Source organism: Pseudomonas sp. HMSC066A08 (genome assembly GCF_001813025.1).
Lineage (GTDB): Bacteria > Pseudomonadota > Gammaproteobacteria > Pseudomonadales > Pseudomonadaceae > Pseudomonas > Pseudomonas aeruginosa.
This window is the reverse complement of record NZ_KV811324.1, coordinates 23,237-35,068: the sequence shown is the minus strand read 5'-3', so window position 1 is coordinate 35,068 and position 11,832 is coordinate 23,237. Positions and strand designations below refer to the sequence as shown.

The following is an 11,832-nucleotide window of genomic DNA, read 5'->3' as shown; positions in this document are numbered from 1 at the left end:
TTGAACAGCAGCGCGCCCTGGCCCTTGGGCGTGTGCTCGGCGACGACGTGGGAGAACTTGATGACGATCGGGTCGGCCGCCTGGACGATTCCGGCGACGGTCAGGGAAAGTGCGCAGACGAGCGCCTTCGCGGTGTGCTTGAGCATGAGACTTCCTCTTTGTTCTTGTCTGTCTTTTATGAAGAGGACGGCTGTCCTCTCGGCGTGGCCGAACAAGGGAAGTCTAGGCAGCGCAGCGGCAGATGCTGCGTGAATCGGAAAAGCGCCTGGTCTTCTGCTTGTTGGAACGCTCGGGAAGCCGTGAGCAAGCCCTGTGCCAGTCGGGCAAGGGTACGCAGGGGAGATGCTGCGGGCGCGGATGGCGAACGGTTGGCGGTAATCCGCCATTCATTCGCCATCATCTGGCGGATTTTCGCCAGGCGTGTTGAACGGCAGGCCGTGCTTGCGCAGCTTGTCGTGCAGGGTCTTGCGCGGGATGCCGAGGGCCTCGGCGACGCTGCGCAGCGAATTGTGCGGGCGTTCCAGTTCGGCAGCGATCAGCGAGCGCTCGAAGGCCTCGACCTTGGCGCTGAGGTTGTGCGGCTCGTCGGCGGCGTCGGGCAGGACTCCGTCGTCCAGGCTCAGGCCGAGGCCCAGGGCGAAGCGCTCGGCGGCGTTCTGCAATTCGCGCACGTTGCCCGGCCAGTCGTAGGCCAGCAGCCGCGCCGACTGGCCGGCGTCCAGTTCGCGTGGCGTCAGGCCATGGCGCATGGCGCCGGCTTCGGCGAAATGGCGGAACAGCAGCGGGATGTCCTCGCCGCGCTCGCGCAGTGGTGGGATGCGCAAGCTGGCGACGTTGAGGCGGTAATAGAGATCGGCGCGAAAGCGGCCCTGGTCGGCGGCCTGGCGCAGGTCTTCCTTGGTTGCCGCGATGATGCGGATATCCAGCGGGATCAACTGGTTGGAGCCGAGCCGCTCGACTACCCGCTCCTGCAGCAGGCGCAACAGCTTGACCTGCACGTCCAGGCTCATGCTCTCGATCTCGTCGAGGAACAGGGTGCCGCCATTGGCGTACTCGAACTTGCCGATGCGGCGCTTCTGCGCACCGGTGAAGGCGCCGGCCTCGTGGCCGAACAGTTCGCTTTCCACCACCGATTCGGCGAGGGCGCCGGCGTTGATCGCGACGAACGGTCCGTCGCGTCGGCTCGACAGGTCATGCAGGGCTCGCGCGACCACTTCCTTGCCGGCGCCGGTTTCGCCAAGGACCAGCACGTCGGCCTGGATCGCCGCCAGCGAGCCGACCTGCTCGCGCAGGCGCTGCATGCCGGCCGAGCGTCCGATCAGGCGCCCATGCAGTTCGTGGCGTTCGGCCAGGGCCAGGCGCAGGGTGCGGTTCTCCAGGACCAGCCGGCGCACCTCCAGGGCGCGGCGCACGCTGTCGAGCAGGGCGTCGCTGGGAAAGGGCTTTTCCAGGAAGTCATAGGCGCCGCCGCGCATGGCCTGGACCGCCAGCGGTACGTCGCCGTGGCCGGTGATGAGGATCACCGGCAGGTCGGCGTCCTGTTCGTGCAATTGGCGGAGCAGTTCCATGCCATCGATGCCGGGCATGCGGATGTCGCTGACCACCACCCCGGGCCAGTCCTTGCACTGCGCGGTATCCAGCTGGCGCGCGTCGTCCAGGGTCGCGACCTTGAGCCCGGCGAGGTCGAGCGTCTGGCGCAGGGCCTGGCGCAGGTGCGGATCGTCGTCGATCAGCAGGACCTGGGTCTGGGCATCGAATGGCGCGAAGGGACTCATGCGCGGGTTTCCTCCTGGGGCATGGCGGCGACGCCGGGAACTCCCGGCAGCAAGTGCAGGCGCACCACGGCGCCGCCTTCGAGATGGTTGCCCATTTCCAGGCGGCCGCCGAGGGCGCGCAATAGGTTATCGCAGATGGCCAGGCCGAGGCCGAGCCCTTTGGCGGTGGTCTTGGTGGTGAAGAAGGGTTCGTGGGCGTGGGCCAGGGCGTCCTCGGAAAACCCCGGGCCGTTGTCGCGCAGGGTCAGGGTCACGCCGTGCTGGTCCTGGCTGGCGATTACCCACAGGCGCCGCGGCGGAGCTTTCTCGGCGAGCGCGTCGAGGGCATTGGTGAGCAGGTTGCCGAGGATCTGCCGCAAGCGGGTCTCGCCGGCCTGGACCCACAGCGGGGCGTCCGGCACGTCGCGCAGCAGTTCGACGTTCATCGCCCGCCGCCGGCTGGCCACCATCGATAGGGCGTCCTCGATCGCCGGCTGCAACTGCACGTTCTCCGGCGCCCGGCGCGCACCGCGGGCATAGGCCTTGAGGTGGGCGATGATCGAGGCCATGCGGGTGGTGAGGTCGCTGATCTGCTCGAGATTGCCGCGGGCGTCCTCGGTGCGCTGGTGATCGAGCAGCACCCGGGCGTTGTCGGCGTAGCTGCGGATCGCCGCCAGCGGCTGGTTGAGTTCGTGGCTGATGCTCGCCGACATGGTGCCGAGGGCCGTGAGCTTGCCGGCCTGGACCACTTCGTCCTGGGCGCGCATCAGCTCGCGCTGGGCCTGCTCGCGTTCGTGGACTTCCTGCTGCAACTGCGCGTTGGCGTTCTCCAGCTCGCGGGTCCGTTCCAGGACGCGCTCTTCCAACTGGCGCTTGGCCTCGGCCTCGAGAGCGATGCGGTCCAGGTAGTGACGGCGGCTGAGGGTCAGCAGGGTAAGCAGCAGGAGCAGGGCGAGCAGGGTCGCGCCGCCGATCAGCAGGACGCTGCGCACCGGCCGTTCGATGAGGGTGCGGGGGGCGTAGATGCTCACCGTCCAGCCGGTTTCCGGTAGCGTCCGGCTCTGGCTGAGCCAGGCGCTCTGCTGCAGGCGCAGGGGCTTCGGGTCCTGCACCGGGTAGGGGATGTTGGCGTGGATCTCGTCGCGCTCCGCCGCGCTCAGCGGCCGACTGGCATGGAAGCGCCAATCCTCGCGCGAGGAGAGGATCACCACGCCGTAGTTGTCTATCACCAGCAGTTGCTCCGGGGAATTGCCCCAGAGCCGTTCGATGTGTTCGAGATCGACCTTCACCACCAGCACGCCGATGATCCGCGAGCCTTCCTTCACCGCGCTGGCGAAATAGTAGCCGCGCTTGATCGAGGTGGTGCCCAGGCCGAAGAAGCGCGCCAGGCGGCCCTGCATGGCCTCGCGATAATAGGGGCGGAAGGCGAAGTTGCGGTGGACGAAACTGTCCGCCTGGGCCCAGTTGGAGGCGACCTGGGTGGTGCCGTCCGGTTGCAGCAGGTAGATCACGTCGGCGCCGGTGCGTCGGCGGATGTCGGCCAGCGCCTCGTTGGCGATCTTCTGCAGCAGCGGGTCGCCAGGTTGTTGCAGGGCCTGGCGCAGCACCGGCAGGCCGCCGAGGATCTGCGGCAGTTCTTCGTAGCGGCGCAGCGTGCCGAGCAGGTTGGCGACGTAGAGGTCGAGCGTCTGGCGGTTCTGCTCGGCCAACTGCTCGCTGTAGTAGCGCTCGGCGAAATATTGCAGGGGCCAGAGCAGCGGCGCGAGAAGCAGGGCGAGGATGACCAGCGAGCGCCAGCGATGGAAATAGGCTTTCAAGACGAACGAACCTGCCGTGGCTGCGAGTATCCGGGGCATCCCGGACGGGATGCCCTAAATTATCACGCCTTGCGCCGAGTCCGGTCGCTCCCTGCCGTTCAGGGGAAGCAGTCGGCGTCGGCGAATGTCTTGCCCTGGCGGTCTTTCTCCGAAAGCAGGGGGGCATCCTGCAGCGGCCAGTCGATCTTCAGCTCGGGATCGTTCCAGACGATGCAGCGTTCGTGTTCCGGCGCCCAGAAGTCGGTGGTCTTGTAGAGGAACTCGGCGTATTCGCTGAGCACCACGAAGCCGTGCGCGAAGCCGGCCGGAATCCACATCTGGCGCTTGTTCTCCGCGCTCAGGCGTTCGCCTACCCACTGGCCGAAGGTCGGCGAGCCGCGACGCAGGTCGACGGCCACGTCGAATACCTCGCCGAGAGTGGCGCGCACCAGTTTTCCCTGGGCTTGCCGGATCTGGTAGTGCAGGCCGCGGAGGACGCCACGGGCGGAACGCGAATGGTTGTCCTGGACGAAGCTGACCGGATGACCGCAGGCCTCCTCGAAGGCGCGCTGGTTGTAGCTTTCGAAGAAGAATCCGCGATCGTCGCCGAACACCCGGGGTTCGAAGAGGATGACGTCGGGGATTGCCAGGCGGGTCGCTTTCATCAGTACACGGTTCCAGTCAGCAGGCGCTTGAGGTATTGGCCGTAGCCGTTCTTGGCCAGCGGCGCGGCGAGTTTTTCCAGTTGCGCGGCGTCGATCCACTTCTGCCGGTAGGCGATCTCTTCCGGGCAGGCCACCTTGAGACCCTGGCGGTTCTCCAGGGTGGCGATGAACTGGCCGGCCTCGAGCAGCGAATCGTGGGTGCCGGTATCCAGCCAGGCGTAGCCGCGGCCCATGATCTCCACGCTGAGCTGGCCGCGCTCCAGGTAGGCGCGGTTGACGTCGGTGATCTCCAGCTCGCCGCGCGGCGAAGGCTTCAGAGCCCTGGCGATGTCCACCACCTGCTGGTCGTAGAAATACAGGCCGGTGACCGCGTAGTTCGACTTCGGCTCCAGTGGCTTCTCTTCCAGGCTGATGGCCTTGCCGCTCTGGTCGAACTCGACCACGCCGTAGCGCTCCGGGTCCAGCACATGGTAGGCGAAGACGCTGGCGCCGGCCTGGCGCTGCGAAGCGCTGCCGAGCAACTCGTGGAAGTCGTGGCCGTAATAGAGGTTATCGCCCAGGACCAGCGCGCTGAGGTCGTCGCCGATGAACGACTCGCCGATCAGGAAGGCCTGGGCCAGGCCGTCCGGCGACGGTTGCACGGCATATTGCAGGTCCAGGCCCCAGTTCGAACCGTCGCCCAGCAATTGCTGGAAGCGCGGGGTGTCCTGCGGGGTCGAGATGATCAGTATCTCGCGGATGCCCGCCAGCATCAGGGTACTGAGCGGGTAGTAGATCATCGGCTTGTCGTACACCGGCAGCAGCTGCTTGGAGATGGCCAGCGTTGCCGGGTGCAGGCGGGTGCCCGAGCCTCCGGCGAGGATGATGCCCTTGCGTTTCATAGTGGTCCCTGTTCGCTCAGTTCCTGGATCATGCGTCCGGCATGGTAGCGCCAGTCGGGCAGTACCAGGCCGAAGACCTGTTGCAGCTTGCGGTTGTCGAGGCGCGAATTGGCCGGACGCTTCGCCGGCACCGGGTAATCCTCGGTGGCGATCGGCAGGACCCGCTGCGGCGCCGCCTGCAACTCCCAGCCCCGCTCCAGCGCCTGTTCGATGACGAAGCGCGCATAGAGGTGCCAGGAGGTCTCGCCGCTGGCGACCAGGTGGTAGGTGCCGCTGGCCCGCGCCGCCAGTTCGGCGTCCCAGCGCAGGCGCTGCAAGGCCTGGGCGGTGACGTCGGCGATCAGCTCGGCGCTGGTCGGTGCGCCGAACTGGTCGGCCACGACCTTGAGTTCGTCGCGTTGCCCGGCCAGGCGCAGCATGGTCTTGGCGAAGTTCCCGCCGCGCGCGGCGTAGACCCAGCTGGTGCGGAAGATCAGGTGGCGGCAGCCGCTGGCGCGGATGGCCTGCTCGCCTTCCAGCTTGGTCTGCCCGTAGACGCTCAGCGGGCCGGTCGCCGCGTCCTCGGCGAAAGGCGCGCTGCCCGCGCCGTCGAACACGTAGTCGGTGGAGTAATGCACCAGCCAGGCGCCGCAGGCCGCGGCCTCCTCGGCCAGTACCGCGACGGCGCGGGCATTGATCAGGCGGGCGTTGTCGGCATCGCTCTCGGCCTTGTCCACCGCGGTGTAGGCACCGGCGTTGACGATGAACTGCGGCCGCTCGGCGCGAACCAGTCGCGCCAGGCCTTCGGGGTCGGCGAGATCGGCGCGCCGGCGGTCGCAGACCAGCAGTTCGCCCAGCGGCGCCAGGGCGCGCTGCAGCTCCCAGCCGACCTGGCCGTTGGCGCCGAGGAGAAGGATCCGGTTCATGCGTACTGCTTACCCACCCACTCGCGGTAGGCACCGCTGGTCACGTTGGCCACCCAGTCCTGGTTGTCCAGGTACCAGCGCACGGTCTTGCGGATGCCGGTCTCGAAGGTTTCCGCCGGCTTCCAGCCCAGCTCGCGCTCCAGGCGCGTGGCATCGATGGCGTAGCGGCGATCGTGGCCCGGACGATCCTTGACGAAGGTGATCTGCTCGCGATAGCTGCGGCCGTCGGCGCGCGGCTGCTCCTGGTCGAGGATGGCGCAGAGGGTCTCGACCACGTCGAGGTTGGCCTTTTCGTTCCAGCCGCCGACATTGTAGGTCTCGCCCAGTTGCCCGGCTTCGAGGACCCGGCGGATGGCGCTGCAATGGTCCTTGACGTAGAGCCAGTCGCGGATCTGCTGGCCGTCGCCGTAGATCGGCAGCGGCTTGCCGGCCAGGGCGTTGTGGATCACCAGCGGGATGAGCTTTTCCGGGAAGTGGTAGGGACCGTAGTTGTTCGAGCAGTTGGTGGTCAGCACCGGCAGCCCATAGGTGTGGTGATAGGCCCGCACCAGGTGGTCGGAGGCCGCCTTGGACGCCGAGTAGGGACTGTTCGGCTCGTAGCGGTTGTTCTCGGTGAAGGCCGGATCGCTCGGTGCCAGCGAGCCATAGACTTCGTCGGTGGAGACGTGGAGGAAGCGGAATGCCGCCTTCGCTTCCGGCTCCAGCGCCCCCCAGTAGGCGCGCACTTCTTCCAGCAGGCGGAAGGTGCCGACGATGTTGGTCTGGATGAAGTCCTCGGGGCCGTGGATCGAGCGGTCCACATGGGATTCCGCGGCGAAGTTGAGGATCGCCCGCGGCTGGTGTTCGGCGAGCAGGCGGGCTACCAGCTGGCTATCGCCGATATCGCCGGCGACGAAGGTGTGCCGGGCGTCGCCGTCGAGGCTGGCGAGGTTCTGCCGGTTGCCGGCGTAGGTGAGCTTGTCGAGGCTGACCACCGGCTCGTCATGCAGGGCCAGCCAGTCGAGCACGAAATTGGCGCCGATGAAGCCGGCGCTGCCGGTCACGAGAATCGTCATGAGTCATACCTTGTTCAAGCAGTGGTTGTCCGTAGGGCTGCTGCGACACGTCCCGCCAAGGTGTACCAATCGATCGTGAAGACGACGATTAGTACGGGAAAAATGGCGATCCTGCCAACCCCAGATCTGGTAGGTGCATCTGACCCGGCATTCTATTCGAAGTGCCATCACTGGGTAGAAAGGAAGCAGGATAAAACAAAAAGCCCCGCGCGAGGCGGGGCTTTTCGGGGATTCGTGGGCACCAGGAGTCAAAAAACTATGTATCATCTTGTTTAATTTGATTTTTTTTATGCCGAAAAAATCTATCTCAAAAACTATCCTTCGCCCATGCTTCTGATCTGGGGTGATTGTAAGTTTCTTACAGAGTAACTCCTTCGAAACCTATGCGGCTGTACCGCCACCAGAGATCGCTGCGCGCAATAATCTGTTGGGGCTTTTCATAGCGGCGGTTTTGAAAATATGAAATGGAGCGCATGATAAATAAATAAAAGATAGTTTTTGAGGTGTATGTAATAAAATTTGAGTTCCTGCGCGAATTATGAAGATGTGTTGCTGAGTCAAATGTAAGCAAGATGGATCAATGTGAAGTTTCTATTTTATAATTGAGCAAAGATCTTCTTCTAGCGAAGACAGCGGTATGATGGATTGGCTTTCCAGTGAGAGGTTTTTCAATATTGATTTGATGTTATTGTTCAAGCGGATTCTGAATTGTGGGATGTTCACAAGTTCAGTATCGAGTTTTGTCCATGCCAAGCATGTGATAACGTAGCACAAAAAGTCCACGCCGCTGAGTGTAGAGAATGGATATTTATCGATGTGCTTGGAGTTAAATATAATTGCCTTTAGCTCGGTTTCTTTATCAATGTTGTTCATGGCGATGAGCTTTATGGAATTGACGGCTACGCTCGGCTCATCGCTCAAAATATTCGGAAACATAACGTAGTATCCTATTGATAATTTACTTTCTTGATTCAGCCCAAAGCTTGCTACTGATGCCGAAATTATCATAAGGCAATTTGGCTATAAAATCAAGTTTGTCACCACCGTTTTTGAGGTTCCAGTAGTTGTGTAAGATGTCTCTTACCTCTTTCGAAATGATGCTATCAAAATCTGAATTTGATATTTTGCTAAATTCTTGGATTATGCATTCATAGATATAGTTTGCTGAGGGGGCTGTTTGCCATGAATCAATTTCTTCTTGTGAGTTGGTTTGGATTATCTCATCGGTGCGAACGAAGTCGCGCTCATATAGATGTAGCGAGTCCGTGAAGTGCCGCTGAATGCCTACAGGCACGTTGAGTATCTTAGCTATATGTCGTTGCAGTATATTAAATACAAAAACGTTGTAGGGGATGCCTAAGAATATGTCGTTGGATCTATTTAATATCGTTATGTCGAGGCATTTGTTTCGGATTTTTAAACAAATTGAAATGTTGCAGGGGATGTCGCGTGATAAATTATTGTCGAGATCATCAGTGCTGTAGAGTGTAATTACAGCTCGTCTGGAATTTGGCTCGCTGGATAGGAGCTTTGTAACAGATTCTATTTGGTCTTTGTCGAAGTATTTCTTTATTCTATAACCATATGCTCCATTAAGTGAGTAGCCGTCATCAGAGTATTTGTCATAGCCCTGGATTATCTTGTTTAATTCTTCAAGAGTGTTTTGGCCGCTTAATATCCATGCAGCTTCTATGATCGCAAAGTATGGGTTGTAGTTCCTGTTCCTTAAAGTTAAAAACTGATCGCTAGCGTTTTTAAATTCAAAATATGCGGGGCCAAGGTCAAATACTTTGCCAACTCTAGAGTCGGTTGTCAGGTGGCTTTCTGAGCGAATGACTTTGAGTGCAGAAAGATACACACTATTTATATTCTCGCCAGAAAATACGTGCATCAGATAGTCCTCTTGAAGCGGTTCTTGTTGTGCTCGATTTTGTCAAGCACAGCTTGTTCAATATCTATGTCTGCTTGATTAGATATTTTGGTTAGATAAATGAAAATGTCTGCTAGCTCCTCGCTCAAATCTGCTTTGGCTTGGGCCCACGTAAAGTCACCACGAGTCACTTTCTTAAGCACGTTGCAGAACTCACCAACCTCTCCTGCTAAGCAGACAGCCAAATGCTCAAGATCTGAGACGTTATCTTCAGTGATTTCGATATAGAATTGTTGTTTTTCCCCTGTGTGTCCTAGATCAAATTGTTTTTGGATTTCTTTTAACTCCGCAATTGACTTGCTCATTTTTCTAACTCCTCAGCGATAGCGATGATCTTCCTCTGGAATTCTTGGTTCAAATTCTCAATTTCGGGATGATGAGAGGATCGCAGTCTTAATTCTAATAGTGCCTCAGCTGCGTTGATTGCTTCACTGGCATTAAGGGTAATCAATCTTTTGTTAAATCCTTTAAAAGCATCCTTCTCGACAGATACAACTAGGTTCTTTATCGAATCAGTCTCTATGACCGTTGAAGGTAGACTTTTTTCTCTGAGCATCGAAGCTACTTTCTTTGGATTTTCGAGTAGCGTGGTATAAAGATCGATTGGATTGATTCTATCTAGTTCTGGTACTGTAAGTGTGTTGATGTTTCGTTTTTTATATGCTCTAAATGCAAAAATGGTAATGTTAACCTTGTTGAATTCTGGAATTGATTTATGGATTTCACAGATCTTAAGCCGAATCTCTTCTAGATTGATTCTTAGGAACTTCGATACCTCTAATGCCCTGAAGTATGATGTGCAGTAAAGTACATCTTCGTGGATGTTGCACTGCATAAGCATAAAGGAAGGAATAGGCTTATCACCGGTGCCAGAAATGTCCTTTTGTGCGATAAGTGAAAACAGCGCCCTGTTACTGGTTTTTTTGAATTGAAGTTCAGAGATGATGTGTTCAAGACCATCTTTGATATGTTCTCCATGGTTAATCTGCAGCTCTTCAGGTTTTTGAATTGCTGCCCAGCGGGTTGCCTCCTCAGTGACATCAGCAAGGGGCTTTTGCTTTAGGTCAACTATGCTGATTAGATGTGATGCAATAAAATTCAAAGAAAAATTATCGCTTACTTCCTGCTCTGCATTGCCAGCTATCTCCTCGAGCGAGGATACTTCCAATGCCTCAATTTTCAACTATTTGCTCCATGCGCTCTATAATTTTTTTATGAATTTGTTCGACTTTATCGGTGGCATTTAAAGTCAGCAAATTTCCATTGTAAGTTTTGAAAAATGAGTCGTAATTCTCTTTGGCTTTTATAAGTTTTTTGCTGTTCTCGTACTCGTCTTTGAAAACTCGCTCATCTATTCTGGACACCGATACCGAAGCTGGGTTATCTAAATAAACTACAAGGTCGGGGTTGGGGAATCTTTCATTCAGGGTTTTCACAAATTGTATGTCGGTTTCATTTGTGCAGTGATAGGCGTATGAAGAGAAGAAGTATCTTGTGGAGATTACGGTATAACCTTTATTAATAAGGTTAAAAACTCCGTCAATTTTGTTGAAAAGGTGATCGTGACGATCTGCAGCAAACAGGTATGCCATTTGCTCATCAAATAAATCTGCGGTAGCTATTATGGGGTTTTTGCCCTTGGGCATGTTTACGCGGCCTTTGAAAATCTGTCTTATCAAATCTCCAATTGGTCCGTTTGAGGGCTCGCAGGTTAAATGAGTTTTTTTACCATTTTTGGATAAATATTTGTGTAGTAATTCTGATTGTGTTGAAGTTCCCGAGCCGTCAATGCCTTCAAATACAACAAATTTACCTTTCATTAATTACACCTGTTGTCAATAGTCCAGGAACTTCGTCAGGGGTTAGGATGAACGGTGTCACGCTACCTGATTCGAGATCAAGTAGGCTGAATCCGTTACTGTACCCTCTCCCATGGTAGCTCATAGATCTAGCAGATAAAATTCGAATTTTATTATTTCCGCATACTAGGTCTAGTTTTGAGTGCTGGTGGCCGTGTAGGACATAATCGAAGCCTGACTGATCAAGATAATAAAGGAATGAATAGGCGTTACGAGTGGTCGAGATGTCGTTGATTTCTTGTCCAATCAAATGGTGATGGGTAACGGCAATTCTATATTTATATTGATGTGAGTTTGATTTTTCATTTTCAAGCAGGGCAAATGTTGCGTCTGGAATCTGTCCGTAGGTGTGGTCCAGATGTGATGCAGAGTTAACAAGTAGGAAGCATAGCTGTTGAATGCTGATAATTACTGAGTCTCTGTCAGTGAAGGATATTTTGTGATCCCGTCTTAGAGCGTAGATGAAACGGTCAAAATCTTCAAATGGTTTGCCTTCTCGAACTATATCGTGGTTCCCGGGACAGGCAATGACATTGTGTCTAGCAATCCCACACGAATCTATTAGTTCGCTAAAAAAAACCTCTGCATCTCTATAGCCTTGCTGGCAGGCCTTGAATGTAATATCCCCACTGATGATAAGAATTTTCTCTCCTTCTATATCATTAATTTTTTTAATTAATGCTTTTTTAATAGCCTGTCTATTGAAAGTTGGGTGAGGATCACCAAAATGGGTGTCGGAAATGTGAACTAAATGGGGAGGCATTTTTTAGATTCTAGTCAGTGGTTGTTTACGATAAGTGTTTCGGAGGATTTAATGCTATGGCTAATTCTGGGGAGATCTTAGGGTGTATCATATCAAAACTCTATTGCAAAGCCCACTGCGCAATCTTAATTGCTTGGTACGAGATTGATTGTTTTGAGTTTTTAGGCGCTTATAAATAACTTATGATGTGATGTGATGTGATGTGATGTGATGTGCCAGGTCCG

11 protein-coding genes and 1 pseudogene are annotated in these 11,832 nt (G+C 56.3%); all 12 read right to left on the bottom strand.

Annotated features, from left to right (window positions below):
- Positions 1-146, bottom strand: a pseudogene (locus HMPREF2886_RS34375) (C4-dicarboxylate ABC transporter); the annotation flags it as partial.
- 240 nt (positions 147-386) lie between these two features.
- The gene (gene dctD / locus HMPREF2886_RS21240; protein WP_003096187.1) at positions 387-1,775 is read right to left on the bottom strand and encodes a two-component system response regulator DctD; all 1,389 of its coding nucleotides are present in this window, start codon (positions 1,773-1,775) and stop codon (positions 387-389) included.
- On the bottom strand, positions 1,772-3,610 hold the full coding sequence (gene dctB / locus HMPREF2886_RS21235; RefSeq protein ID WP_003123664.1) for a two-component system sensor histidine kinase DctB: 1,839 nt from the start codon (positions 3,608-3,610) through the stop codon (positions 1,772-1,774). The genes dctD and dctB overlap by 4 nt, the downstream gene beginning before the upstream one ends.
- Positions 3,611-3,669: 59 nt before the next feature.
- Positions 3,670-4,215, bottom strand: a complete 546-nt coding sequence (rfbC, locus tag HMPREF2886_RS21230) for a dTDP-4-dehydrorhamnose 3,5-epimerase (RefSeq protein WP_019372274.1) — start codon at positions 4,213-4,215, stop codon at positions 3,670-3,672.
- Positions 4,215-5,096: a glucose-1-phosphate thymidylyltransferase RfbA gene (gene rfbA / locus HMPREF2886_RS21225; protein ID WP_070748302.1), complete on the bottom strand. Its 882-nt coding sequence runs from the start codon at positions 5,094-5,096 to the stop codon at positions 4,215-4,217. The genes rfbC and rfbA overlap by 1 nt, the downstream gene beginning before the upstream one ends.
- Positions 5,093-6,001, bottom strand: a complete 909-nt coding sequence (gene rfbD, locus HMPREF2886_RS21220) for a dTDP-4-dehydrorhamnose reductase (RefSeq protein ID WP_033973411.1) — start codon at positions 5,999-6,001, stop codon at positions 5,093-5,095. Before rfbD ends, rfbA begins: the two co-directional genes overlap by 4 nt.
- The gene (rfbB, locus tag HMPREF2886_RS21215; protein ID WP_003096179.1) at positions 5,998-7,056 is read right to left on the bottom strand and encodes a dTDP-glucose 4,6-dehydratase; all 1,059 of its coding nucleotides are present in this window, start codon (positions 7,054-7,056) and stop codon (positions 5,998-6,000) included. The genes rfbD and rfbB overlap by 4 nt, the downstream gene beginning before the upstream one ends.
- 958 nt (positions 7,057-8,014) lie before the next feature.
- Complete coding sequence (locus HMPREF2886_RS33655) at positions 8,015-8,947, bottom strand: thymidylate synthase (protein ID WP_083318597.1); 933 nt, start codon at positions 8,945-8,947, stop codon at positions 8,015-8,017.
- A complete protein-coding gene (locus tag HMPREF2886_RS21210) occupies positions 8,947-9,291 on the bottom strand; it encodes a MazG nucleotide pyrophosphohydrolase domain-containing protein (RefSeq protein ID WP_049243850.1) in 345 nt (114 codons plus the stop codon). Before HMPREF2886_RS21210 ends, HMPREF2886_RS33655 begins: the two co-directional genes overlap by 1 nt.
- Complete coding sequence (locus HMPREF2886_RS34370; RefSeq protein WP_128688739.1) at positions 9,288-10,169, bottom strand: hypothetical protein; 882 nt, start codon at positions 10,167-10,169, stop codon at positions 9,288-9,290. The genes HMPREF2886_RS21210 and HMPREF2886_RS34370 overlap by 4 nt, the downstream gene beginning before the upstream one ends.
- Positions 10,159-10,806, bottom strand: a complete 648-nt coding sequence (gene tmk / locus HMPREF2886_RS33650) for a dTMP kinase (RefSeq protein ID WP_083318596.1) — start codon at positions 10,804-10,806, stop codon at positions 10,159-10,161. The genes HMPREF2886_RS34370 and tmk overlap by 11 nt, the downstream gene beginning before the upstream one ends.
- Positions 10,796-11,608: a metallophosphoesterase family protein gene (locus HMPREF2886_RS33645; protein WP_083318595.1), complete on the bottom strand. Its 813-nt coding sequence runs from the start codon at positions 11,606-11,608 to the stop codon at positions 10,796-10,798. Before HMPREF2886_RS33645 ends, tmk begins: the two co-directional genes overlap by 11 nt.
- Positions 11,609-11,832: the final 224 nt, after the last annotated feature.